The 25,005-nt window shown below is 62.4% G+C and carries 24 protein-coding genes and 1 tRNA gene; 5 read left to right on the top strand and 20 right to left on the bottom strand.

From position 1 onward, the window contains the following. Positions 1 to 8 precede the first annotated feature (8 nt). The 6 genes from J2X92_RS12630 to petA form a co-directional block, all read right to left on the bottom strand. Positions 9 to 84, bottom strand: a tRNA-Thr gene (locus tag J2X92_RS12630). Between the two features lie 73 nt (positions 85 to 157). After that, entirely contained in the window at positions 158 to 724 is a 567-nt protein-coding gene (locus tag J2X92_RS12635; RefSeq protein WP_307576130.1) for a ClpXP protease specificity-enhancing factor, read from the bottom strand. 30 nt (positions 725 to 754) lie between these two features. After that, positions 755 to 1,366: a glutathione S-transferase N-terminal domain-containing protein gene (locus J2X92_RS12640; RefSeq protein WP_028260168.1), complete on the bottom strand. Its 612-nt coding sequence runs from the start codon at positions 1,364 to 1,366 to the stop codon at positions 755 to 757. Positions 1,367 to 1,461: 95 nt separating this feature from the next. Then, positions 1,462 to 2,235 (bottom strand): cytochrome c1, encoded by a 774-nt coding sequence (locus J2X92_RS12645; RefSeq protein ID WP_307576133.1) that lies wholly within the window; start codon positions 2,233 to 2,235, stop codon positions 1,462 to 1,464. A 29-nt stretch (positions 2,236 to 2,264) separates the two neighbouring features. Further along, complete coding sequence (locus J2X92_RS12650; protein WP_307576135.1) at positions 2,265 to 3,701, bottom strand: cytochrome b; 1,437 nt, start codon at positions 3,699 to 3,701, stop codon at positions 2,265 to 2,267. A gap of 14 nt (positions 3,702 to 3,715) precedes the next feature. After that, positions 3,716 to 4,333: a ubiquinol-cytochrome c reductase iron-sulfur subunit gene (petA, locus tag J2X92_RS12655; RefSeq protein ID WP_307576137.1), complete on the bottom strand. Its 618-nt coding sequence runs from the start codon at positions 4,331 to 4,333 to the stop codon at positions 3,716 to 3,718. Between the two features lie 272 nt (positions 4,334 to 4,605). Here petA and J2X92_RS12660 point away from each other — a divergent pair, with 272 nt between their 5' ends. From J2X92_RS12660 to J2X92_RS12670, 3 genes are all read left to right on the top strand, one after another. After that, positions 4,606 to 4,917, top strand: coding sequence for a hypothetical protein (locus J2X92_RS12660; RefSeq protein ID WP_307576139.1), 312 nt, complete (start codon positions 4,606 to 4,608; stop codon positions 4,915 to 4,917). Between the two features lie 134 nt (positions 4,918 to 5,051). After that, positions 5,052 to 5,672 (top strand): YjbF family lipoprotein, encoded by a 621-nt coding sequence (locus tag J2X92_RS12665; protein ID WP_307576141.1) that lies wholly within the window; start codon positions 5,052 to 5,054, stop codon positions 5,670 to 5,672. Further along, positions 5,669 to 8,746, top strand: a complete 3,078-nt coding sequence (locus J2X92_RS12670; protein WP_307576143.1) for a YjbH domain-containing protein — start codon at positions 5,669 to 5,671, stop codon at positions 8,744 to 8,746. Before J2X92_RS12665 ends, J2X92_RS12670 begins: the two co-directional genes overlap by 4 nt. A 65-nt stretch (positions 8,747 to 8,811) precedes the next feature. Here the strand turns inward: J2X92_RS12670 and J2X92_RS12675 are convergent, their stop codons facing one another. The 9 genes from J2X92_RS12675 to J2X92_RS12715 form a co-directional block, all read right to left on the bottom strand. Continuing rightward, the gene (locus J2X92_RS12675; protein ID WP_307576145.1) at positions 8,812 to 10,041 is read right to left on the bottom strand and encodes a lipopolysaccharide biosynthesis protein; all 1,230 of its coding nucleotides are present in this window, start codon (positions 10,039 to 10,041) and stop codon (positions 8,812 to 8,814) included. Positions 10,042 to 10,044: 3 nt separating this feature from the next. Continuing rightward, positions 10,045 to 11,322, bottom strand: a complete 1,278-nt coding sequence (locus J2X92_RS12680; protein ID WP_307576148.1) for a hypothetical protein — start codon at positions 11,320 to 11,322, stop codon at positions 10,045 to 10,047. 2 nt (positions 11,323 to 11,324) lie between these two features. Beyond that, positions 11,325 to 12,392 carry a glycosyltransferase gene (locus tag J2X92_RS12685; RefSeq protein WP_307576150.1) on the bottom strand — a complete coding sequence of 356 codons (1,068 nt, stop codon included), beginning with the start codon at positions 12,390 to 12,392 and terminating at the stop codon, positions 11,325 to 11,327. Between the two features lie 11 nt (positions 12,393 to 12,403). Further along, entirely contained in the window at positions 12,404 to 13,552 is a 1,149-nt protein-coding gene (locus J2X92_RS12690; RefSeq protein WP_307576152.1) for a polysaccharide pyruvyl transferase family protein, read from the bottom strand. A 13-nt stretch (positions 13,553 to 13,565) separates the two neighbouring features. Continuing rightward, on the bottom strand, positions 13,566 to 14,279 hold the full coding sequence (locus tag J2X92_RS12695) for a sugar transferase (protein WP_307576264.1): 714 nt from the start codon (positions 14,277 to 14,279) through the stop codon (positions 13,566 to 13,568). A 340-nt stretch (positions 14,280 to 14,619) separates the two neighbouring features. Beyond that, positions 14,620 to 16,875: a polysaccharide biosynthesis tyrosine autokinase gene (locus J2X92_RS12700; protein WP_307576154.1), complete on the bottom strand. Its 2,256-nt coding sequence runs from the start codon at positions 16,873 to 16,875 to the stop codon at positions 14,620 to 14,622. Next, entirely contained in the window at positions 16,872 to 17,327 is a 456-nt protein-coding gene (locus tag J2X92_RS12705) for a low molecular weight protein-tyrosine-phosphatase (RefSeq protein WP_307576156.1), read from the bottom strand. Before J2X92_RS12705 ends, J2X92_RS12700 begins: the two co-directional genes overlap by 4 nt. Beyond that, positions 17,324 to 18,487, bottom strand: coding sequence for a polysaccharide biosynthesis/export family protein (locus tag J2X92_RS12710; RefSeq protein WP_307576158.1), 1,164 nt, complete (start codon positions 18,485 to 18,487; stop codon positions 17,324 to 17,326). Before J2X92_RS12710 ends, J2X92_RS12705 begins: the two co-directional genes overlap by 4 nt. 418 nt (positions 18,488 to 18,905) lie before the next feature. Then, on the bottom strand, positions 18,906 to 19,550 hold the full coding sequence (locus tag J2X92_RS12715; protein WP_307576159.1) for a phosphatase PAP2 family protein: 645 nt from the start codon (positions 19,548 to 19,550) through the stop codon (positions 18,906 to 18,908). A 189-nt stretch (positions 19,551 to 19,739) separates the two neighbouring features. Here J2X92_RS12715 and mscL point away from each other — a divergent pair, with 189 nt between their 5' ends. Next, complete coding sequence (gene mscL, locus J2X92_RS12720) at positions 19,740 to 20,171, top strand: large conductance mechanosensitive channel protein MscL (RefSeq protein WP_307576160.1); 432 nt, start codon at positions 19,740 to 19,742, stop codon at positions 20,169 to 20,171. A 12-nt stretch (positions 20,172 to 20,183) separates the two neighbouring features. On the opposite strand, the gene pdxA is transcribed toward mscL, so the two are convergent. Then, positions 20,184 to 21,248, bottom strand: a complete 1,065-nt coding sequence (gene pdxA, locus J2X92_RS12725; protein ID WP_307576162.1) for a 4-hydroxythreonine-4-phosphate dehydrogenase PdxA — start codon at positions 21,246 to 21,248, stop codon at positions 20,184 to 20,186. Next, a complete protein-coding gene (locus tag J2X92_RS12730) occupies positions 21,245 to 22,018 on the bottom strand; it encodes a Nif3-like dinuclear metal center hexameric protein (protein WP_307576163.1) in 774 nt (257 codons plus the stop codon). Before J2X92_RS12730 ends, pdxA begins: the two co-directional genes overlap by 4 nt. Before the next feature lie 191 nt (positions 22,019 to 22,209). Here J2X92_RS12730 and J2X92_RS12735 point away from each other — a divergent pair, with 191 nt between their 5' ends. Continuing rightward, the gene (locus J2X92_RS12735) at positions 22,210 to 23,370 is read left to right on the top strand and encodes a trypsin-like peptidase domain-containing protein (RefSeq protein ID WP_307576164.1); all 1,161 of its coding nucleotides are present in this window, start codon (positions 22,210 to 22,212) and stop codon (positions 23,368 to 23,370) included. A 4-nt stretch (positions 23,371 to 23,374) separates the two neighbouring features. On the opposite strand, the gene tatC is transcribed toward J2X92_RS12735, so the two are convergent. The 3 genes from tatC to tatA all read right to left on the bottom strand — a co-directional run bounded on the left by tatC (position 23,375) and on the right by tatA (position 24,986). Next, positions 23,375 to 24,184, bottom strand: a complete 810-nt coding sequence (tatC, locus tag J2X92_RS12740; RefSeq protein WP_307576165.1) for a twin-arginine translocase subunit TatC — start codon at positions 24,182 to 24,184, stop codon at positions 23,375 to 23,377. Between the two features lie 78 nt (positions 24,185 to 24,262). Next, positions 24,263 to 24,721, bottom strand: coding sequence for a Sec-independent protein translocase protein TatB (gene tatB / locus J2X92_RS12745; RefSeq protein WP_307576166.1), 459 nt, complete (start codon positions 24,719 to 24,721; stop codon positions 24,263 to 24,265). Between the two features lie 13 nt (positions 24,722 to 24,734). Further along, positions 24,735 to 24,986 (bottom strand): Sec-independent protein translocase subunit TatA, encoded by a 252-nt coding sequence (gene tatA / locus J2X92_RS12750; protein WP_093019974.1) that lies wholly within the window; start codon positions 24,984 to 24,986, stop codon positions 24,735 to 24,737. Positions 24,987 to 25,005: the final 19 nt, after the last annotated feature.

The raw sequence follows: 25,005 nt of genomic DNA on the forward strand, positions 1-25,005 counted from the left end.
GGAGATGGTGGTGCCGCTTGTCGGAATCGAACTGACGACCTTCCGCTTACAAGGCGGGTGCTCTACCAACTGAGCTAAAGCGGCACGAATTTTTTTTTGGATTTTAGCGGTGCGGCGAAAGCCACCCGCCCAGATCCAGCCTGCTGTTCTTCTTCTGTTACTTCACGCGCTTGAGGGACGGGCGGCTGCCGCCACCGGCCGGCGGGCGCGGCGGCTCATCGTCGGGGTCGACGGGCGAGCCGACGTGGTCGTTGCCGCCGTCGGCCGCGTCGTCCGGCACAAGGTGCACGATCTTGCCGGCATCGCCCTCATTGCCGCGCGACGCATCGCGCAGCGGCATGCGGGCCGGCCCCTGGGGCGATGATGCAGCACCATTCCCATCGGCATTGCTGCCTGCGGGTACGGGAGCGGGAAAAGCCATGCCTTGCCCGTTCTCGCGGGCGTAGATCGCAATCACCCGGCCCACGGGCACGACGATTTCGCGCGCACTGCCCGCAAAGCGGGCCTTGAACTCGATGAAGTCATTGCCGAGCTTGAGCGAACTGGTGGCATCGAAGCTGATGTTCAGCACGATCTCGCCATTTTTCACGTACTCGCGCGGCACCTGGACGGTGTCGTCCACCTGCACCGCTACATAGGGCGTAAACCCGTTGTCGGTGCACCATTCGTACAGCGCCCGAATGAGGTACGGGCGGGTGGAGGACGACTCGAGCGCGTTGATCATGAAAGCAGCAGAGAACGGTTGGGCGCAAAGTTACTTGCGCATGACCTTTTCGGACGGGGTGAGCGCTTCGATGTACGCGGGGCGCGAGAAGATGCGCTCGGCGTACTTCAGGAGCGGCGCCGCATTCTTGCTGAGGTCGATGCCGTAGTAGTCGAGGCGCCAGAGCAGCGGCGCAATGGCCACGTCGAGCATCGAGAAATTGTCGCCCAGCATGTACTTGTTCTTGAGGAACACGGGGGCAAGCTGCGTCAGGCGGTCGCGGATGTGCGCGCGGGCCTTTTCGAGCGCCTTCTCATTGCCCTTGGCGGTGCGGTTCTCCAGCGTGGCCACGTGCACGAACAATTCCTTCTCGAAGTTGAGCAGGAACAGGCGCACGCGCGCGCGGTCGACCGGGTCGCCGGGCATCAGCTGCGGATGCGGGAAGCGCTCGTCGATGTACTCGTTGATGATGTTCGACTCGTACAGGATCAGGTCGCGCTCGACCAGGATCGGCACTTGGCCGTACGGGTTCATCACGCCGATGTCTTCGGGCTTGTTGTAGAGGTCGACGTCGCGAATTTCGAAGTCCATGCCCTTCTCGAACAACACGAAGCGGCAGCGGTGGGAAAAGGGACAGGTCGTTCCTGAATACAAGACCATCATGGCGAGAGACTCCTAAAAATCAAAAAGAGTGGGTCGCGTTGGCAACCCACTCTGTGGGACCGGGTGCGCGCAGCGCCCGGTCGAGGTGGACGGAACTACTTGACGTCTTTCCAGTACGAGGCGTTCAGCCGCCACACGAAAACCAACGACACGAGCAGGAACAGCAGCACCCACACGCCGATGCGAATGCGCGTGTTCTGCGCCGGTTCGGCCATCCATTGCAGGTAGCTCACCAGATCGCCGACCGCGCTGTCGAACTGCAGCGGCGTCATGGTGCCGGGAGTGACTTGCTCCCATCCCTTGAACACTTCGGTGGCGTGACCGTGCTGCTCGACCTTGGTGTAGACCGGGCGGCGCTCGCCTTGCAGTTCCCACAGGGGATTGGGCATGGCGACGCTCGGGAACACGAGGTTGTTCCAGCCGGTGGCCTTGGTGTCGTCGCGGTAGTAGGTGCGAAGGTAGGTGTACAGGTAATCGGCACCGGTGCCGCCGTGGCCGGCGCGTGAACGTGCCACCAGCGTCAGGTCGGGCGGCGTCGTGCCGAACCAATCCTTGGCCTGGCGCGCGTCGATGTTGGCCTTCATGGTCTCGCCGACCTTGTCGGTCGCGAACAGAAGGTTGTCCTTGATCTGCTGCTCGGTGATGCCGATGTCCTGCAGGCGGTTGTAGCGCATGAAGGCCGCCGAATGGCAGTTCAGGCAGTAGTTGACGAACAGCTTGGCGCCGTTCTGCAGCGAGGCCACGTCGGTGGTCTTGTTGGGCGCCTTGTCCCAGGCAAGGCCGCCGGATTCGGCCGATGCGGCTGCGGAGAAGGTCAGGCCCAATGCCAGGCTCACGAGCGCGAGCCAGCCGGAAATGCTTTTCTTCATCGTGTTTCTCTCAAGCTCTCTTGGGCTTTTCAATGGGCGGCGAAGGTCACGCGGTCGGGCACGGTCTTGAACTCGCCCTTGCTGCTCCACCAGGGCATGAGCAGGAAGAAACCGAAGTAGAACAGCGTGCCGATCTGCGAGATGGTCTGCGCGATGTCCAGCACGAACGAACCGATGACCAGGTTGCCCCAGACGCCAGGCGCCTGGATGCCCAGGTAGCCCAGGATCAGGAAGAAGAACACGAAGACGCCGTAGACATACTTATGCCAGCTCGGGCGATAGCGGATCGACTTGACTTCGCTCTTGTCCAGCCACGGCAGGAAGAACAGGATGATGACCGAGCCGCCCATCACCAGCACGCCCCAGAACTTGGCGTCGAAGGCCTTGAGCAGGAAGATGGCGACCGCCGCGACCACGACGAGCGCGATCTTCAGTGCCGTGCTCGACCTGCCCTTGACGAAGTTGAACACCGCGGCCAGCGCGATGATCAGCGCGAACACGTTCACCATGTCGTCGGTGGTTGCACGCAGCATCGAATAGAACGGCGTGAAGTACCAGACCGGCGCGATGTGGTTCGGCGTCTTGAGCGAATCGGCCGGAATGAAGTTGTTGTATTCGAGGAAGTACCCACCCGCTTCCGGCGCGAAGAAGATCACGGCCGAGAAGATCGTGAGGAATACCACCACGCCAAAGATGTCGTGCACCGTGTAGTACGGGTGCGACGGAATGCCGTCGAGCGGATGGCCGTCGGGACCGCGGTTGGCCTTGATCTCGATGCCGTCGGGGTTGTTGGAACCCACTTCGTGCAGCGCGATCAGGTGAGCCACCACGAGGCCGAGCAATACGAGCGGCACGGCAATGACGTGGAAGCTGAAGAAGCGGTTGAGCGTGGCATCGCTCACCACGTAGTCGCCGCGAATCAGAAGCGCCAGGTCAGGACCGACGAACGGAATGGCGGCGAACAGGTTCACGATCACCTGGGCGCCCCAGTAGCTCATCTGGCCCCAGGGCAGCAGGTAGCCCATGAAAGCCTCGGCCATCAGGCACAGGAAGATCGCGCAGCCGAAGACCCAGATCAGCTCGCGGGGCTTCCGGTAGCTGCCGTACATGAGGCCGCGGAACATGTGCAGGTACACCACGATGAAGAACGCAGAGGCGCCCGTCGAGTGGATGTAGCGGATGAGCCAGCCCCAAGGCACGTCGCGCATGATGTACTCGACCGAAGCGAACGCCTGGTTCGCATCGGGCTTGTAGTGCATCACGAGGAAGATGCCGGTCACGATCTGGATCACGAGGACCAGCATCGCGAGCGAGCCGAAGATGTACCAGAAGTTGAAGTTCTTCGGCGCGTAGTACTTGCCCCACTGGTCGTTCCAGAGCTTGGTCAGCGGGAAGCGGTTGTCGACCCAGTTGAGAAGCTTTTCGCCCGCGGGCGCGTTGGGGGAAATTTCGTGGAATTCAGCCATGTTCTTCTTCTGCCTCAGGCCTTCTTGGAGTCTTCGCCGATCAGGAGCTTGGTTTCCGACAGGTACATGTGCGGGGGCACAGGCAGGTTGTCGGGCGCGGGCTTGTTCTTGAAGACGCGGCCGGCCAGGTCGAACGTGGAACCGTGGCAAGGGCACAGGAAGCCGCCTTCCCAGTCGTTGGGCAGCGAAGGCTGCGGCCCGGCCTGGAAGCGGTCGATCGGAGAGCAGCCGAGATGGGTGCAGATGCCCACCACCACCAGCACGTCGGGCTTGATCGAACGATGTCCGTTCTGCGCGTACTTGGGGGTGAATTCATCCGGGTGCCGCTTGGAAAGCGGATCGGCCAGCTGACCATCGAGCTTGGCCAGTTCGGCGACCTGCTCAGGCGTGCGCTTGAGGATCCATACCGGCTTGCCGCGCCATTCGACGGTGATCTTCTCGCCGACCTTGAGGCCGCCGATGTCCACTTCGACCGCGGCGCCTGCGGCTTTGGCCTTCTCGGAAGGCTGGAACGTACTCACGAAGGGAATCGCGGTGGCCACGCCTCCCGCTACGCCGGCACAGCTGGATGCGATCAACCACGTCCGCTTGCTTGTGTCGATCCGGGCGGAGCCGGAGGTCATGTCACTCATGGGGATCCTCTAAGTCTTCTTCGCTGGAGCAGGGTCAACCGGCGATTGTAGCTGGCTGTTGCGCGCATATTCAACGGCGCCGGCCGGGGCGTGTGCGAATGCGCCCTCGGCCTCTCTCCAAAGGTCAATTAAGAACAATGAATTAATTTCGATTTAAAAGACATTTCGACACAAGGAATTGCACGCGCACCGGTTGTAAAAAAGGCTAACTTAGTTGCGGCACACTTCGCTAGCTGCTAATCTTGATCCATTGTCAATTGCTAAATACGAGGATGTCCGCCATGAAAATTAAGCCATTGGTTTCAGCAGCTTTTATTGCCACCGTGGGTATTTCTTCTGCGCTGGCTCAAAATCCGCCCCAGAATCCGCCCCCCGTTCAAACGCCGGGTCCGCAGCCGGCCAGTGCGACCGGTGCAGCCAATTCCTCGTTCGGCCGCATCACGGCCAATCAAGCCGGCGGCGTCGCCGCGAGCGTCGGGCTGGCAGCTGCCATTGGGAGCGGCAACGGCGGAAACAGCGGCGGCGGCAGCGGTACGGGTGGCACGAGCGGCACTGGCGGCACGGGCACCACCGGCACGAATTAATCGTGCGGGCCCTCCTCCCGGGAGGGCATTCGCTGAAAGCTCCGCGCGTTGGTCTCGCCACGCGACTTATTGAATGCTGTCTTTTGTCGGCATTTCTTTTGGGCGTTGGCGGTTGTTCTTCCGGGTCTTCAGCCATGCTGGCTACGGCGCGTCATATCTATGGCGGCGGCGCAGCAACACCCGAACCTGTATTCAATTCGAATTACCGTTACCTGCGTGTAATCGTCGGCGGCCAGACCGTCTACATGGTCCTCGGCTATATCGACAAGCGCCCTGAAGGCGCTGTCGAGGTCTGGTACAGCAATGCCGGCGAAGTCGTCAGGCTGCTCGACGGGCGCATTGTCGGAACGACCGGCCTCACTACCGACTGGCGCGAAGTGCGCTTTTCAAGGCTGCCGGCGTGGTCCGAGGCCGTGAACGCCTCACAACCGAAGACCTTCGAGCGCGAGCGCGACATGATGCCGGGCTACCGGTTCGGCATTCGAGACGAGATCGTCCAGACGCCCATTGCCGCGCCGCAGCAAGCCGCCGTGGCGGGCACGGCTGCCGCGTCCTTGCGCTGGTACGAGGAACGCAGCGTTTCGCGCCCTTCGAGCGCCTCGCTGCCTCCCGCGCGCTTCGGCGTTTCGCAGGCCGGCGGCACGCCCCGGGTCGTTTATTCAGAGCAATGTATTTCCAATGACCTGTGTATGAGCTTCGAGCAGTGGACGACTTCCCCCCCAGCACCCGTCGCAGCGGCGAGCGCTGGTACATGAGCAGTTTGCTTCCCCGTGGCTTTCGCAGACATCCCTGGCCTCTTCGCGCAGCGGTGGCCTGCGCGCTGGCCGCGAGTTGCGCCGCCGGGGCCCAGCCCCTCGGCAGCAGCCCCGTCGACAACAAGACACCGGCCAACGACGCCGACATCCGTCCCGGCGAGCGGCTCAGCGCCTGGCTGCTGCGCCAACCGGCCGAGACTGCGGCGCCCGGCCTCGCATGGCGCGTTCCGCAGGAGCGCCTGGCACAGCAATTTCTGAAGAACCAGCTGCTGCTGAGGCTCGACGCCGCCAGCCGACGCGCGCGCCGCGAGCAACAGGGCCAGCGCCAGCAGCTGATCAAATGGCTGCAAGGCCTTCCCGTGACCGGCCGGGTCGCGCTCGGCATCGTGGACCCGCGCTGGCTCGAAGCGCACCCGGAAGAAGATCCGGTGCTGAAAGCCGGCCAGCAATTGGTCGCGCCTCCGCCCGTGCTGAAGACGATTTCGGTCGTGCAGCCCGACGGCCGACTGTGCCAGGTGGTCCACGAAGCGGGGCGCACGGCATGGGACTACGTGGCAGCCTGCGATCCCGAAGGCAACCACGACTGGGCCTGGGTCGCGCAGCCCGACGGTCGCATCGCCCGCGTGGGTGTCGCGGGATGGACCGCACACCCCTCCGACGAGCCGGCCCCGGGCGCATGGGTCTGGGCAGCGCCCCGAGGCATGGATGACCTGAACGCGATTTCCGAGGGCTTGATCAAGTTTCTGGCGACGCAAGGGCCGTCGCCACAAGGCGGCACCGCAATCGCGGGAGCGCCCGTTGCGGCCGCACCCGTTGCCGTCCCTGCGGCCATCGCCGCAGCCCCTTCGCCCGACATCCCGCCCACGCTCCCGCCACCAGCCGATGCCTTCGCGCCAACCGCCATCTCGGTGCGTCCCGAGGCGGCGCCGCAATACCGCGCGCTCCAGTCCAGCGGCAACGATTGGGGCGAGACCGGCTTGCTGCAGACGCCCACTGCCCGCATGGGCCAGGCGGGAGACATGCGCACTTCCCTCACGCATGTCTCGCCCTACACACGGCTGAACGTGATGTTCCAGCCGCTCGATTGGCTCGAGGCCGGATTCCGCTACACCTCCGTCAGCAACCGGATCTACGGCATCGGCCTCAGCAACCAAGGCTACAAGGACAAGAGCATCGACCTCAAGGCGCGGCTGTGGAAAGAGTCGGCCTACCTTCCTGAAGTGGCCCTGGGCTTTCGCGACATCGGTGGTACCGGCCTCTTTTCCTCCGAGTACCTGGTGGCAAGCAAGCGCCACGGCGACCTGGATTTCAGCCTCGGCATTGGCTGGGGCTACATGGGAAGCAGCGGGAACATCGGCAACCCCTTCAACGCGCTGAGCAGTCGCTTCAAGACGCGCGTCAGCGAGACCACGTGGGGCGGCGCCAACTTCGGCCGGCTCTTTCGCGGACCGGCCGCGCTCTTTGGCGGAGTGCAATGGCGCACACCATGGGACCCGCTGACGCTGAAGCTCGAGTACGAAGGCAACGACTACAAGAACGAGCCGCTCAACAACAGCCAGCCGCAGCGCACGCCCTTCAACATCGGCCTGGAGTACCGCTACGCCCCGGGCGTGACCTTCTCGGCCGGCTTCGAGCGCGGAAACAAGGTAATGGTCGGCCTCACGCTGCAGACCAACCTTGCCACGATGCAGATGCCCAAGACGGCAGATGCGCCGATGCCGCGCTTTTCGCCGACGCCTCCCGCCACGTCGCCGGGCTGGGCGGCAACCGCCGCCGATATCGAAAGCCGCACCGACTGGACCGTTCAGCGCATTGCGCCGCAGGGCCCGATGCTGCATGTGTGGATCACCGAAAGCGCCACCGTTTACCGGACGGCCCGCGTCGAGCAGATCATTGCCGTGCTGCATCGCGATGCGCCGGCTTCGATCAAGAATTTTGTTCTGCACTATTCGGAGCGGGGCCTGGCGCTGCACGCGCAGGTGGTCGACCGGAACGAATGGGTCACGGCGCACTACCAGGCACAGGCACCAAGCGAAGCGCGCGCCGCCAGCCAGCGCGACTACGCGCCCCCGCCGCTCGGAGCCGACGATCCAGTCCTCCAGGTTGCGAAAGGCGGAAGCGGCACTTCAGCTGCCAAGGATGCCGCGCCGGTCGACAAAGCCCTGGCGCCATGGGAGCGCCAAGTCCAGAAGTTCACCTTTGGCCTCACGCCGAGCCTCGGGCAGATCCTTGGCGGCCCCAACTCGTTCCTGCTTTACCAGATCGGCGTGCAAGCGGTTGCCGAATACCGCTTCACACCAAGCACCTGGGTCAACGGTGCGTTGAACCTGCGCCTCGTCGACAACTTCGACAAGTTCACCTACACGGCGCCGAGCAATCTGCCGCGCGTGCGAACCTATCAGCGCGAGTACGTCACCTCGAAGCGGCTGACCATGCCGGTGCTGCAGCTGACCCACGTCGGCCGGCTGACGGACAACCAGTACTACAGCGTGTACGGCGGTGCACTGGAGAGCATGTATGCAGGCGTCGGCGCGGAATGGCTCTATCGCCCGTGGCGCAGCCGAATGGCGATTGGCGTCGACTTCAACCACGTGCGGCAACGCGACTTCGAACAGGACTTTGGCCTGCGCGACTACAAGGTCAATACCGGCCACGCAACGCTTTACTGGGACACCGGCTGGAACGGTGTGCTGGCCAAGATCAGCGCGGGACAGTACCTAGCGGGCGATCGCGGGGTCACCATCGACATCAGCCGCCGCTTCGACAATGGCGTGGTGCTCGGTGCCTATGTGACCAAGACGAATGTGTCGGCCAGGCAGTTCGGCGAAGGCAGCTTCGACAAGGGCATCTATCTTTCCGTGCCCTTCGACGCACTGCTGCCGCGCTCGAACAAGTTCACCGCCAACTTTGCATGGGCGCCTCTGGTGCGCGACGGCGGCGCGCGGCTGGCCCGTATTCACCCGCTCTACGAGATGACGTCGGCGCGCGACCCGAGCGCGTACAAGTTCGAGCCGCCCCCCAGCGGCAGCCCGAGGGCGGGAGACAACATCCTGAACTTCGAAGGCCCACGCTGATCTTGAACGATTGCGCCCGGGTCGCCGGCACGCAATCGCTCAAAGCGAAAGCTCGCGAAGGATGCTCAGCGCGCCTGCGCGGCGGCGGCATTGGCGCCGCGCATGATGACGAACAGCCAGCCGATCATCACCGCCGCCATGCAGGCAAAGCCCAGCGTCATGGCGTTGATGGTCTGGATGTAGGAGATCGGCGGCTTGGCCACCAGCATGCAGGCTGTAAACACCAGCGCGCCAAGCATCGAGCACCACAGCAGAGCCCCAGGCCGCGCAGCCGCCCTGAAACCCGTTCGGAGGCACATCGTGAGGCCGAAGATCGCAGGCGCGTAGAAGAACGGCGAAAAATCCATCCCGCCGTAGTTCTTGCCAAACGCCAGCACCACCAGGTAAGGCCCGAGCAGGCCCAGCAGCACGCCGCCGATCTCGGCCACCACAAAGCCGAAGATCACGAACTTGATGAAGAGGCGAAATGCATCTTTCCGTCCCTCGGAGTTCCAGCCGGCCGCCAGCTTCGGCAAGATGTAGTAGCCCAGCGCAAGCAGTACGTACTGCATCGGCAGCAGGAAGGTGATGTAGATCTTCAGCAGGCCGCCTTGCACGGAGTCTGCCGAGGACCCCAGCAGCAAGATCGCGCCTCCCGTCATGATCCAGCTCATGAGCTGCGAAAGACTGGCCTTCCAGCCGTAGCTGGCGGCTTCCCTCACGGTCAGTGCCTCGGCACCGGCAGGCGCCGGCAGCGGCGCGATCACGCTTTTCAGTGTCTTGGCGACCAACAAGGCAAAAGGCAGCTGGAGCAGCGAGATCCACAACAGCGCCTGCGTCCACGTGGCCGGCTTCGCCCCGATCAGGACCGCCACGTAGCCGATGCTGATCAAGACGCCGGAAATGCAGAGGACCAGGTATCGGCGCCCCACGAGCAGGACGCTGCGGGAGATCCAGAAGATTTCGTAGCCCAGGATGAGCGCAACGCCGGCCCAGCGCAGCGGCCCGGGGAAGCTCGTGAACTGCCAGGCCGCAAAGCCCGCCAATGAGACGGCAAGCACCAAGGCCCAACTCCACCAGGCGGCGGACCGATCGGCGTAGTGGCGCTTGATCAGCAGCGGCTCATGGACCACCGCGGTATGCAGGATGTACTGGAAGCTGGCAATCGCCAAAAACGCAGACGCAATTCCGAAATCGGAAGGCGACAGCGCCCGCGCGAGCGCAAAGCTCAGCAGCAGCTGGCTCGCGCTATAGATGCATTGGTCTGCAACGGCATAGATCGGACCACCGAGGCGTTTACGAATGCCGGATGCCATCCCCTAGTCCGCGACGGAAAACAGCACCGGATAGGAAGACGCCTTGGCAGCGACGCCTCCCTCCACCGGATTGCCGCAGCTCCCGTGATGCAGCTGCGGAAAGAAGTCGACCCGCGTGCACTTCTTGCCCTTGGCTGCAGGAATCACCACGTTCTGATCGGAGTTTTGCGTCCACACCACGTGCAGCAAGGTCGTTCCGCGGCTCAGCACCAGCTTGTTCAGGCTCCCGTTGCTGTCGTATGAAACCTTCTTCGAAGTCCGTGCGATCTTGAGGAATTCGGTCAGGCTCGAAAAGGCTTCCTTCTTCTCACCGGCCTTCGACTTGAGCCCGAAGTTGTCTTCTCGGGAAACGACAGAGGTTCCCCGGTCCTTCCAGGCATAGAGATTCAAGAGCTTGATGCCCGCGGCCACGTTGGTCAGGTACTCACGCAGGACGAGCGCTGCCTGGGTGTTGCGGTCCCTGACCGGCAGGTACGACGCATAGCCCCATTCCGAGGCAACGATGCCGACCTTGCCGAGCTGCAGTTGATCCAGCTTGGCGCGCAGTTTTCCGTAGTCGGCGATGGCCGTTTCCGGAACCGAGCGGTAGGGGTGGATCGATATGTCCGTCAGGCAATTGGCCTTGGCTCCGGACACGAAGGCATTCTCGAGTTGCGGCGGCACTTGCCCCTGGTTGAAAGGAAGCTTCGCAAAGCCGAACCCCATGACGATCTTCGGCGGGTTCTTCAGTTGCGCGATGCTGTTGCAAAACTCCGCGGTCGCGGTTTCGAAGTTCGAAAAAAGCGCCGGATTCAGAAAGGTCTTGTAGTCGGGCTCGTTCCACAGTTCCCACACCGCCACGTCGGCGGTGTGCGCGTTCATGAATTCGGCGGCAAAGTTGGCGAACAGCTTTTCCCTTTGGCCTCCGCCTAGGTCCGAGGGCTCGTGGCCCCAGATCTCCCGCCCGCCGAACAACGTCACGATGGCATCGAGCCTCGCATTGCGCACGCGCCGGATCAGCTTGGAGTAGTCGATCTGCCCGGGGTTGACGCTCTTAAGCGGCGGCCGCACGCCGAATCGGACGAACTCGAAGCCCGCCGCCCGGATTTCGTTCAGGTCTTCGTCCGAGATGTCGCTCGGATCGATCTGCACGCTCAGCGCCGTCGGGTAGTCGGTGTTCAGCTCGCTGATGCCGCGCGCCTGAGCCGCGCAGGAAAGAGCCGCGAGGGCCGAGGCAGCGCAGAGCAGCTTGCAAGCACCCAACATGCGCTTCGAGGCAGGGGCGAGGGATGAAAACTTCATCATCAAAGAACTGACTCCTTGTACAAATCGACGATGGCGGAGTTCATCCGGTCGGCGGTGTATTTCTTCTCGAAGATCTCGCGGCCGGCGCGCCCCATCCGGACCATGTCTGCATCGGAGATCTGGTCGATCTCGCGCAGCATTTCGTCCAGGCGAGCAAGCGGAAACAGCCGTCCGCTGCGGGTGTCTTCGACGATGTCGATGAGACCGCCCACCGCAGATGCAAACACCGGCTTGCTCCGCGCCATGGCTTCGACGGCGACGAGGCCGAAGCCCTCCCATCTGGAGGGAACGATGATCGCGTCGCAAGACCTGTAGGCGGCGTCGAGTTCGTCCTTCTCGAGCCATCCCTTGAACTCGATGTCCTCGGATTGGACGAGAGAGAGATCGTTTCGAACGGCGCCGCCGACGACGACCAGTTTGAAATTGGGCCGAACCCGTGCATACGACTCGAGCAGTGCGTCGATGCCTTTTTGCCGGTCCAGCCGACCCACGAACAAGATTCGCCGGGTGTGCGGCAGATGCCTGGGAACGGCGCCCTGCTCTAGCAGAGCCGCCGCCGGAGTGATCCCGTTCGGAATGCACCTGCAGCGCTTGATGCCGAACTTTTCCGCAATGCGCAGCTCATGGTCGCTGATGCAGATGATGGCGTCGCTCCAATACGAAAGGAGCCATTCGACCCATCGATAGATCGACTTCTTGTACGAAGGGCCGATCTGGTCGAAAGCCCATCCGTGGGAGCAATAGACGATCTTCGTCTCTTGCGGCACCTGGCCGAGCAGCGCCATTGCGCGCACGATGCCGCCCGCGATCGAGCTGTGCAGATGAAGCACCGAAGGACGTTCCGTCCGGATGATCTTTCGTACTTCGGCCGCATAGGTCGCGAGGGCCAGCGGACTGCGCGCCGTGGGGACCACGTGGGTGTCCTGCGAGCTCAGCCAATCCACCGGCCCGGGAAGAATGAACTTCGCCTGGCTGATCACCGGAGAGTTCTGCTGGAAACCGGAGACCATCCGAAGATAGGTTTCCAGCCCGCCCTTGAGTGTTTCGGCAATGTGCAAGATTTTCACGGCCCGCTCCCTCAAATCAAGGCATGAATTCCGGCAACTACTTCGCCTCTCAGAAGGTCGAGTGTTTGCCGGTCCGGAGTTTTTTCGTTCAACACGCCCAGCACCGACGCTTCGAGTTTTTCGACGTGGGGCGACAAATCGAACAGGTAGCGCTTTCGCTTGGTCAATTCGAAGAACGATTCGACCTTTTTGTCCCAGTTCATCCCTATGGATGGAATGTTCAGGCTGTAGGCAACGATGTTTGCGTGGAGCCGGTGGGCCACGATGCAGGAACAGGCGCTGATCAACGAAACGAGTTCATCGGGGTGCCGAGGCACGAGAAAACCTGATTTCAGTGCCCCGGCTTCGGAAGAAATCTCGCTCAACACCTTGTTGTCTTCAGATGCGCCGTTGGTGAAATAGAGCACCCGCTTTCCCTGTGCGTGCAGGGATGCGGCCAGTGTCGAAAAAAACCGGGCTGACTGGGTCGAATTGGAGTTGGCGTATTCGGAATTCATGACAAGGGCATCGAGGCTGCTGACGCAAATGCCGATGTCCCAGCTTTTTTCCGGCGAGAGCTCTTCAGAGAACGCGTCGGCGCAAACAAGGGCAGGATCGGGAACGACCCGTATGCTGCCTCTCGGAATTCTGAAATGCGTGTGCAGGTTGCTTGCCGAATCCTTGTCGCGCGTCGCGTAGAAAACGGGCCTCGCATTCTTGAGGAAACGCTTGATGAGGAAACGGCCCCAAAAGGACCACTTGGCCGTGACCCCGACCGAAACGATCACCACGCGCTTGCCGCGCAGCAACCTGCTCAAGAAATACAGCTTGGCCGGAAAGTTGAGGGCCACGTCGCAAAAGAGTTGGCCGCCGCCAATAACGATCAGATCCGCGTCGCTGACGGCGGCCTTCCAGTTTTTCCGCCACGCAAGAAAGTAGCCCTTGAGGCAATACAGAAAGACGATCAGCGACCGCAGCACCGACGGCAGCTTTGCAAAAACCTCGAATGCGCCCCCGCCGCGCAAGTTTTCTTCCTGAAAGCCGACGCGGCCGGCAATGTCCAGGAATTCGATGTTGGCTTGCGGATATTTCAGGGCGGCAATATGGGCCAGGGATGCGGCAATGACCCCGTCGCCGAGGTTGTCGCTGAAGGGCACTGCGCAGATCAGGATCTTTTTCATCGCTGACCTGGCTTCACCGTGAACCATGGCCGACGGCCACTACCCAGATGGTTCTGATGAAGATGCCGATATCCCCGCCCACGGACAGCGTCTCCACGTAGCTGACATCCAAAGCCACGCGTTTCTTGTAGCTGAGCTGGTTGCGTCCGCTTACCTGCCAGAGCCCGGTGATCCCGGGCCGCACGGCGCAATAGAACGACCAATCGGCGCCATACAAGCCCTTCTGATCCAGCATGCAGGGCCGGGGGCCCACAAGGCTCATGTCGCCCACGAGCACGTTCCAGAACTGCGGCAGTTCGTCCAGGCTGGTCTTGCGGATGAACTTGCCGAAGCGCGTGATGCGCGGGTCGTTCTCGAGCTTTTGATAATCGTCCCACTGCTGGCGCGCCACGGGGTCGTTCTTGAGGTGCTCCTCGAGGATCTCGGCCGAGTTCGGCAGCATCGAGCGGAACTTGTAGAACTTGAACACGCGGCCGCCCCGCCCGAAGCGCGGCTGCGAATACAAGACCGGTGCGCCGGAACTGATGAATACGCCGACGGCGATCACCACGTAAAGCCAGCCGAAAACGAAGAAAAAGAACAACGACGCACTGATGTCGACGGCTCTTTTCCCGGCTCGCAGCATGGCCGGATGACGAACTCTGACCCATTCCAGTTCATCCGCGATTCCGCTTCGAGCCTCTTCGCCCCCTGGAACCATGGACTCCTCGCGAGAGAAATTGGTCATATGCACGCCCCGTTTTCGCATTTGTAGCGAAGGCGAATTTCTAGGTTGAGAACTCTCATTGCAGGAGTACCTTTCGTCTTACAAGCAGCGCTTGCCCCATTCAGGGTTCCGTGGCACGTGACAACCCATGCCAAACCTGAAAGCGGTTTGGCAAACGGAGCCTTGAAGGTTGCAGCGCGGTATATCAGCGCGCCAGCGGAGCGATTGAAATACCTAATACAAAAGAATGACGCACTGTGTCGTAGACCTTTTTTATTAGCATTTAATCGAGCACCGAATTAGTGCGGCGCGTGACAATTATCACAAACTGACTGAATTTTCTCAGAATCCCGGCTACAGCCTAGGTGGTATCCCTGTTGTTTTTATATTTATAGTGTGTGTAACGGTAACCACCGTATTTATAGCCATTGCTCCCCGCATGTCGCCGCGATAAGTCCATAGCATTCAAAATTACGCCATTTGCCGTACAACCTGCGTGCGCCAATCGCCTGACGCTCTCATTCAATTCGCCGAGCTGGGTCTTTTCTGCTCGGGCTACGAGAAGCAAGGAACTCGCCAGCGGCGCTACCGATGCGGTGTCCGCAGCCACCAGCACCGGCGCAGTGTCGATAATCACAAGGTCGTAATCTGGCGAAAGTTTTTGCAAGATCTGGGCGAAGGAATCGCTTAGTAGCAATTCCGCCGGATTGGGTGGGAGCATTCCGGTCGTGATGACGTCCAGATTCGGCAAGACCGATGGGCGAACGGCCTTTTCGTAGCTCAGCGTGCCCGCAATCAACTCCGAGAGACCCGATGAACGCGACATTGAGAAAAATTGATTAACCCGCCCCTTACGCAAATCGGCGTCAATCAAAAGTACCTTTTTGCCTGCCGCAGCGGTGATTGCCGCGAAATTGACGGAGACAAAAGTTTTCCCGACCCCCGGTGTCGCACCTGAAATGAGCAGGCGATTGTTGGCCGCTTCCAGCATGGCGAATTGCAGAGCCGTACGCAGGCTGCGCAAGCTTTCGACCGCCGGGTCTTCCGAATGCTGGAGCGCGAGGATGTGCACGCCCGCCGCCCTGTTTTCGATGTTCCTGTCGATCGTGCGTTGCGCGGGGCTCAGCGGAACGCTGCTGTAGACGTTGAGCCCCGTGTGCATTTCGATTTCGCTCGGATTGCGGATGCCGCCGAAGAGCGAGTTCTTGGCAATCGCGGCGGCGGCACCCGCCATGAGCCCCAGGAGCAGCGCCACGGCAATGATCAGCGGTCTCTTGGGCCACACGGGCTCCTCGGGAACGATGGCTTCGTCAAGCAGGCGCACGTTGCCAACCTTGCCTTCCTTGGCCAGCCGCATCTGCAGTGAGCTGTTGAGCAGCGACACGTAGAGGTCGGTGTTGACCTTGATGTCGCGCTGCATCTGCACGGTGTTCTGCTGCAGCAGCGGCATTTTCCGGATGCGTGAATCGACCGAAGCGATTTCGCCCTTCCAGGCGGAGATCTGCGTGTCCAGCGTGAGGATGGCGGGATGCTTGTCCGTGAAGCGCGCCGAGAGTTCGCGACGCTTCTGTTGCGCCTCCAGCAGCTTGGACTGCAGGTCGACGGTCTGGGTCAGCGCGTTCTTGGCTTCGTCGTCCAGGCTGACCGTGCCGTTCTCGTTTCTGTAGCGGTTGTACAAGTCCTCCGATTGCTCGAGCTGCTTCTTGAACTGGGGCAGCGCGGTGTCGAGGAAGCCCAGGGTCTTCTCGGCCTCGGCAGCCTTGCGCTCGATGTTCTGGCGCACGTAGAGGCGCCCGATCTCGTTGAGGAGTTGCGTCAGCTTTTCAGGGCTCGGGCTCTTCCAGCCCACGTCGAGCACGCCCGACTGCTTGCCTTTCTCGACGACCTTGAGGTTGTCCTGAAGCGTCAGGAGCGTCAGTTGCTTCGAATAGCGCACGAGTTGGAACTGCGCGCCCGGCTTGGCGCTGATGGCGCTCACCAGCAGCCGGAGATTGCCGCTCGGCAAGTTAGCGAGCAGCGGGGTTCCCACGGTGCCCTTGAGCGGTGCCTTGAGTTCGGGGTTGGCCAGCTCGTAGCGGTTGTCGGGCCCGACAGTCAGGGTGAATTGCTTTTCCTCGAAGTCGGCCGGCACGTCGAACTGGGGAACCATGATCTTCTCGGTTCCGGTCACGTAACCTGCAAGGCCCATGAAGCCGGGTTCCGACAGATCGGTGGCGCGCCGGGCCAGCCAGCTGCCCACGACAGGCGCATAGCGGGGCACGGCGCTGATGTACAGCTTGGTGTTCTCCACCGCCTGGCCAAGGATGGCGCGCGACTTGATGATCTCGATTTCACCCGCTGCCGGCGTCTTCACGCTCAGCAGCGACGATGCAGCGTCGCCCAGGAAACTGCCGGCCGAATTGCCGGAGTCCTCGACCTGCACGGCCACGTTGGTTTCGTACATGGGTTTGCCGAAGAAGGCATAGGCCACACCCAGCAACAGCATCACGCCAACCACGATGGCAATGAGCCAGCGGTTGTCGATCAGGATGTCCAGGTACTCGACGAGGCTGAATTTTTTTTCGCTTTCGTCTTCCAGCGCGGGCATCGGCAGGGCGGCTTGCTGGGATGCGTTCATGTGGGTTGCTGCTCAGGTTTCGTAATTTTCAGAATGCGGTCGATCCATGTCCCGGCGCCCACGTCGATGAGCGATAAGGCATGCGCGAAAGCCGCCTCGTCTTGCCGATAGGGATCGGGCACGTCCTGCTTGGCGGCCTCGGCAATGCGAAAGACCTTGCCGCGCACAAATGGGTAGGTCGACTCCAGGTGGCGGCGCTGCTCCATGTCCATGACCAGGATCAGGTCCGCTTGCCGGCACAACAACTGGCTGACCTGCTGCGCGACGTGGCCCGAAATGTCGATGCCGCGCGCCCGCATGAGCTTTTGCGCCATGGCATCGGCCGGCTTGCCCACGAGCGCGCCGGTTCCAGCGGACACCACGCGAAGATGCGGCAGGCCCGCGGCCAAGATGCCCTCCGCCATAGGGCTTCGGCAGATGTTGCCAATGCAGACTGTCAGGATCGTTTTCATCTGTGGCGGCTCCAGACTTCGTCGCCCGCATTGATGACCTGGGCGGCCGGCAGGATCAGGCTTGCCAGGCGGTTCCAGGTGACGAGCGGCACGGAATCGATGTAGACCACGTCGCGCGGCTGCAGCGGAAAGCGCTCCGCCAGCCCCAGTGCGGCCGGATTCCTGGCGTTCAGGTGGAAGATGGCCGGCAAGCCCCTGCCGTTGTTGCGGATGACGTAGATCTGGCCCGTGTGGGCCGAATTCAGGTTGGGGCCGCCCGCCTCACCCAGCGCCTCGTTGAGGGTGAGCCGTCCGTTGTGCATGAGCAGCGCCGAGGGCCGCGCGATTTCGCCCATCACGAATACCTTGCTCTCATCGCGGTGCCGCACCTGGATCATGTCGCCATTGCGCAGCGGAATGCGGCTGGCGTCGGCCCCCAATTCCTGGAGGTTGGGCAGGTTGATGAGCGTGGTCTTGTCACCGCGCGTCAGCGTAACGAAAGAGCGGTCCCCGTTGGCGGTGATGCCGCCCGCGCGGCTGATGGCCTCTGCCAGCGTCATCGGCACGTCGGTGAAGATCTGCAGCCCGGGGTTGCGCACCTCGCCTTCGACGAACGCGCGCCGACTTCTGAAGGACTGGATGCGGACCGTCACCTGCGGGTCCTTGATGTACGCGGCAATGCGGCGCGCGATGAGGTCGGAGGCCTCGATTTCGGTCAGGCCCTGGAGCTTGACGCGGCCGATATAGGGAAAGGTGATCTGCCCGTCCGCACCGACGATGAAGCCGGGCGCCACGCTGATGCCGGTCGGGTCGGCCTGTTGCGTGATCACCGCGCCCGCGTTGGGCAGCAGTTCCGGATGGTCGTAGACGATCACGCCCACCACGTCACTGGGCCCGATGGTGTAGACCGGCGCTTCGCCGAAGAGCGACTTCACTTCCGGCGAAACGGAGGCCGGCTGCGCCTCTGCCATCGCACGGATGAGCGCAGGCGAAATGGAGGTGATGACCCCATCCGGTGCGCCATCGGCAGGCAGGTACTGGAACTCCGGTGGCAGGCTTTGGTCTGCCTCATAGGCACCCACAGAACTGAAGCCCGGGGCGCAGCCCTGCAGCAATAGCGCGCCCATTAGGGCAAAACCCCACCCCATCGGGTACACGAAGCGTGTCAAATTGATCCCCATTGCACTTATTGGTTTTCGGCAACCGCGATTTCATATGCAAGGCCCGAGCCCACTTCGTATATGGGCTGAACCTTTTTGCCGCGGTTCGTCAAAGCAAGCCTGCACATGAACGGCAGACGGGCTCGACCGAATTGTCGCTGCCGCCGCCGTGCCCGCTTTCAGTGCAATAGATGCAAAAAATGTTTCTGTTTGACAATCAACCCTGCAAGGCAAATGGTTATGTCAAAGTTCAATAGTCGCACCCTCTTTTTCATTGAGGACGGAAGCTTTGATTGCACCGGCAACGGCAGGCGCACCGATTTGCAAATGTGAACTATTAATTGACAGTCCAATTTAGCCGATTGTGGCGCTGAAGCTACATAAGAGGATCGCAAACTACTTTGCGAAAAGGCTCGCTCTTTTGTAAGTACTTGTGTATTCAGTTCGGTGCGCGAGCCGGCTCGCGGGCCTGAAGCAGGTCAGACCGGGTAAACGGCCGCTCGATGCCGGCCATCCAGACCGCAAGTCTTTCCATCGCGTACTGTGTAGGTGCAGGGCGCCCCACTATGAAAAACAATAGCGGCAACACCAAACCCAGGGCGAGCCAACGCGGAGTGCGCACTTTCAGGTGACGGTGCCACTGTAGCCTCAGGAAGCTCGTGCTTGCCAAGGTTCCTAGCGCGGCACCTGCGGCAACTTCCGCCGTGGAGTGGACTTCGAGCGCCAGGCGCGAGGCACCGATAAACACGGCCCATACCCATCCGAATGCGGCGGCAGACACGCGCACGAATGGTGCGCAGCGCAACGCCACAAGCCAGAAAACGACGGGCCAGACACTGGTCGCCAATGCGGTATGCCCGCTGAAGCCAGTGAAATCGAAACGGGCGCTGCCAATTCCCCAACCCATGAACGCGAGCTTGGACAGCATCACGACAAGGCCACACGCGCCAAATAGCAGCACCCAATGCACCGCCGCCGGGCGTGTGCCGCGATCGATTGCAAGCCAAATTGCTACACCAAATGCGGCTGGCAAAAGAAAGCCGCTGTCACCAAAGCCGGTGGCAATTAACCAGAAACTATTCATTTACTTGAAAGAGATTGCACGCCTTTATTGGTGCGCGGGCGCCGATTGATCAGGTCCTATTAAAAGGAGAGCATCGGCAAAAGAAAGCTTTCGCATTACGCAGCAGCAGTTTACAGTCGCTGGGTCCGCGGATTCCGCAGGCATACTGGCGGCAGTTCAACACGCCTACTCTTGGAGCCTATTGAAATCATGAGCATCTTCAGCGAGTTCAAGGAATTTGCCGTCAAGGGCAACGTAATCGATCTCGCGGTGGGCGTGATCATTGGCGCGGCCTTCGGGAAGATCGTCGACTCCCTGGTGGCCGACATCATCATGCCGGTCGTCGGCCTGGTGTTCGGCAAGCTCGATTTCTCGAACCTCTTCGTGGTTCTGGGCAGCGTGCCGGCCGGGGTTCCGGGCACTTTGGCCGACCTCAAGAAGGCTGGGGTTCCGGTGCTCGCCTATGGCAACTTCATTACCATCGCGGTCAATTTCATCATCCTTGCCTTCATCATCTTCATGATGGTCAAGCAGATCAACAAGCTGCGCAAACACCAGGCGGACGCCCCCGCGGCACCGGTGGCGCCGCCGGAGGACATCGCCCTGCTGCGCGAGATCCGCGACAGCCTGAAGCGGCCCTGAAAGCCTCTCTTTTCAGGCGCCCGACAGCTTTCGGGCCATGCGCAGGGCCTCTATAAGGCTCGAGGCGTCGGCCCGGCCGGTGCCTGCGATGTCGAAGGCAGTGCCGTGATCGGGGCTGGTGCGCACCAGTGGCAGGCCCAGCGTCACGTTCACGCCCTTTTCCACGCCAAGGTACTTGACCGGGATCAGGCCCTGGTCGTGGTACATCGCGATCACCACGTCGAACTCACCGCTCCCCGGTATGCCGGCCTTGTCTCGCGCGCGCATGAAAACGGTGTCGGGCGCGTGCGGCCCGTCGGCGTCGATGCCCTCGCCGCGGGCTGCCGCAATGGCCGGCGCGATGATGTCGCGCTCTTCAAACCCGAAGAGACCGCCCTCGCCCGCGTGCGGATTGAGGCCGGCCACACCGATACGCGGTGTCCGCCCAAGCACGCGGTGCAAGGCACTGTGTGTGATGCGCAGTGTCTCCAGCACGCCGGCGAAGCTCACGGCGGTGATCGCGTCGCGCAAGGACATGTGGATGCTCACCAGCACGGTGCGCAACTCGTCGTTGGCCAGCATCATGCGCACGGGCATGCCGTCCACCGCAAGGCCCGCATGCGCGGCGGCTTCGGCCTGCAGCAGCTCGGTATGCCCGGGGTATGGAAAGCCGGCAGCCGCCAGCGCTTCCTTGTGAAGCGGCGCGGTCACGATCGCGGCGATATCGCCTCGCAGGGCAGCCCGCGCGGCCCAGACCACGCAATTGCCAGCCATGCGACCGGCTTCGGCGCTGATCTGGCCGGCCACGATGGCCTTGGGCGGCGCCACCACCTGCAGCACGGGGATGCAGCCCGGCGGCACGGCGGCCGCTTCGGCGATGTGCTCGATTTCGGCCACCGGCCAGGCAGGCAGTCCGGGTTGCGCCAAGGCTTGCGACGCGCGGCGCATGGTTGCCACGTCGCCGGCCACGAAGGTGCCGCGTGTGGCGTCGGGCGCCTGGCGGAAGGCCTTGGCAATGATTTCAGGCCCGATGCCCGCCGGATCGCCCGGCGTGATGACGACAGGAGCGGCGGAAGCGATGGAAGCCTGCCCGTTCATGCGGGGTTGTCGATGTCGATGAACTCATGCTTCAGGCCGAGCTGCGCCGCCACGTGCCCGGCCACGGCCTGCGCGCCATAGCGCTCGGTGGCATGGTGCCCGCAGGCCAGGAAAGCGACACCCATCTCGCGCGCGTAGTGGGCTTGCGGCTCGGAGATCTCCCCGGTAATGAAGGCGTCGGCGCCGGCGGCAATGGCGGCCTCGAAATAGCCTTGGGCGCCGCCCGTGCACCATGCGATGTTCTTGAGGGGCCGGTGCGCCGTGTCCACGAGGGTGACGGGCCGCTTCAGGATCTTTTCCGCATGTGCGGCGAGCTCCTTGGCACTGGCAAAGGCTTCTCCGTTGTCGCGGCCGCCGAGAAAGCCGAGCTCCTGCTCGCCGAAGCGCCCGGTTGAGCCGGCATGGGCGAGCAATCCCAGCTGCAGCCCGAGCTGCGCGTTGTTGCCGAGCTCGGGGTGCGCATCGAGCGGCAGGTGGTACGCGAACAAATTGACGTCGTCGCCCAGCAGCAAGCCCAGGCGCTGCTTCATCCAGCCGGTGACGCAGCCGTCCTGGCCGCGCCAGAACAGGCCATGATGGACAAAGATGGCGTCGGCCTCGGCATGAATTGCGGCCTCGATCAGCGCGCGGCTCGCGGTGACGCCGGAAACGATCTTCCGCACCACGGTGCGGCCCTCGACCTGCAGGCCATTCGGTCCATAGTCCTTGAAGCGCGAAGGCGCAAGAAGCAGGTCGAAAGCGTGCAGCAATTCGTGGCGGGTGGTGCTCATCGCGACATTGTCGCGCTCCGATCCACGTTGCGCACGCATGGCCGCGTGCCGCGACTGGCAACGGACCAGCCGACGACGCCAGGGTAGCCAATCTCGACAGCGCCGCGCGGTTTATGCCAAAAGGGGCTTGAGGGACAATGGGCGCAAGGCGCCGCGTGGGCGGCGCGTTTTCTTCGCTCAATCAAAGTTTCATGAAACGCACCTGGCTGCTCTTTGCCCAAGCCGTGACCGTCCTCTTGGCGGCCTACTTCGTCGTTGCGACGCTCAAGCCCGAATGGATCAACCGTCGGTCCACGTCACTGGGCGGCGTGGTGTCGATTGTCGAGGCACCGGCCGGCGCTCCGTCCGTGCCGGTCGCGGGCAGCCTGAGCGCAGCGGCCAAGAAAGCCTCGCCGGCCGTGGTGAGCATCAACACCAGCAAGGCCGCACAGCGCCATCCGCGCAGCAACGACCCGTGGTTCCGGTTCTTCTTCGGCGACCAAGGCGACCAGCCCCAGGTCGGCCTGGGCAGCGGCGTGATCGTGAGCTCGGAGGGCTACGTGCTCACCAACAACCACGTGGTCGAAGGCGCGGACGAGATCGAGGTCACGCTGAACGACAGCCGCCACACGCGCGGCAAGGTGATCGGCACCGACCCGGACACCGACCTGGCCGTTCTCAAGATCGAAATGGACAAGCTGCCAGCGATCGTGCTGGGCAACTCCGACGAACTCCAGGTGGGCGATCAGGTGCTGGCCATCGGCAACCCGTTCGGCGTGGGCCAGACGGTCACCAGCGGCATCGTCTCGGCGCTGGGGCGCAATCAGCTCGGCATCAACAATTTCGAGAACTTCATCCAGACCGACGCGGCCATCAACCCCGGCAATTCGGGCGGCGCGCTGATCGACGTCAACGGCAACCTGCAAGGCATCAACACGGCCATTTATTCCCGTTCTGGCGGCAGCATGGGCATCGGCTTCGCGATTCCAGTTTCCATGGCCAAGATCGTGCTCGAAGGCATCGTGAAAGAGGGCCAGGTGCGCCGTGGCTGGATCGGCGTGGAGCCGAACGAACTCTCGCCGGAACTGGCCGAGACCTTCGGCGTGAAGGCGAATGCCGGCGTCATCATCACGGGCGTGCTGCAGAACGGCCCCGCGGCCAAGGCCGGCATCCGTCCGGGCGACGTGATCACCTCGGTCGGCGACAAGAAGACCGACAACGTGCAGGCCCTGCTCACCGCCGTGGCCGGGCTCAAGCCCGGCACCACTGCGCGTTTTGCGCTGCAGCGCGGCACCGACAAGATGGAATTGGACGTGACGCCGGGCCTTCGCCCCAGGAGCCCGGTGCGGCAGATTCCCAATCAGACCGAATGAGCGGTCAAGAAGACGCTGAGGAGTCGGCGCCTTCTTCTTCGGGCTTCTTGTTGCCCTGCGCAAAGTAGCGGGCGCCGATGATGCCGACCTCGTAGAGCAGGCACATTGGCACCGCCAGCGCGAGCTGCGACACCACGTCGGGCGGCGTGAGCACCGCCGCCACAACAAAGGCCACCACGATGAAGTACCCACGGAAGGACTTCAGCTTCTCGATGGTCACCATTTCGAAACGCACCAGCAGCATCACGACGATCGGCACCTGGAAGGCGACGCCGAACGCGATGTAGAGCGACAAAATGGCCTCGACGTACGAGGAGATGTCGGGCGTGGCCGCCACTGCGGCGGGTGTGAACTTCTGGATGAAGCTGAACATCTTGTCCAGCACGAAGAACTGCACAAAGGCGATGCCCGCATAGGCCAGCAGGCTGCCGAAGAAGATCAGTGGCAGTGCAAAGCGCTTTTCGTGGCTGTAGAGCCCCGGCGCAATGAACATCCAGGCCTGGTACATGAGCCAGGGCAGCGCCAGCAGCACCGCCGTCATCATCAGCACCTTGAGCGGCACGAAGAACGGCGAGAACACGCCGATGGCGATGAGCTTGGCATCCGGCGGCATGTGCGCGCGGATGGGCATGGCGATCAGGTCGATCAACCCCCCGGGACCGGGCCAGATGGCCAGCAGCACGCCAGCGATCACAAGGCCGTAGACGCAGTAGAGAAGCCGGTCGCGGAGTTCGACCAGGTGCTGGACGAACGGTTGTTCGGTGCCCGCCAGCTCGTCTTCTGCGTCTTTGTTCTTGTTGTCGGAATCGGCCATGGGGAGGGGAAAAGAGCAGGGAAAAGCGTTGGCTTCGGCCGGCGTGCGGCGCACGAGGAACGCGGAGAGTGAAAGCCGCTAGTTGATCTTGTGGGGGCGGAAACGAGCCACGCGCGCGGCACCCGAAAGCGCCTTGGTGCGCACGCCGTTGCGCGCCTTATACCACTGCGGTGTGGCGCCCTGCTTCAGGCGCCAGTTCTTGCGGGGATGCCGGTATTCCGGCACCGAAGACTCGGGTTCGGCCAGGGCCGAAAGCGTTTCGCCCGAGCCGGAAAACTGCTTCTCGAGATCACTCGCGCCGGTCTGGATGCTGTGCTCGACGTCGCGCGCCGCATCCTCCACGGTGCTTTTCATCTTGCGCAGTTCGTCCAGCTCCATCGAGCGATTGACTTCGGCCTTGACGTCGTTCACGTAGCGCTGCGCCTTGCCCAGCAAGGTACCGACCGTGCGCGCCACGCGAGGCAGCTTTTCCGGTCCGATCACGATCAACGCCACGACGCCGATCAGCGCCAGCTTCTCAATGCCAAGGTCGAGCACTTATGACCCGCGCTCAGGACTTCTGGCGCGCTTCGACGTCGATCGCCGACTTGTCGCTGTTGGCAGCCGGTTGGCCGGTGACCTGGGCGGCGGGGGCCGACGAAGCGGCCGGCGCATCGGTGGTGCTGCCGTCCTTCATGCCGTCCTTGAAGCCCTTCACGGCGCCACCAAGGTCGGAACCCATGTTCCTCAGCTTCTTGGTGCCGAAGATCATGACCACGACGAGGAGCACGATCAGCCAGTGCCAGATTGAAAATGAACCCATGGAAGACTCCTAAGAATGT

The sequence above is a fragment of the Variovorax paradoxus genome, assembly GCF_030811855.1.
GTDB classification, from domain to species: Bacteria; Pseudomonadota; Gammaproteobacteria; order Burkholderiales; family Burkholderiaceae_C; genus Variovorax; species Variovorax paradoxus_L.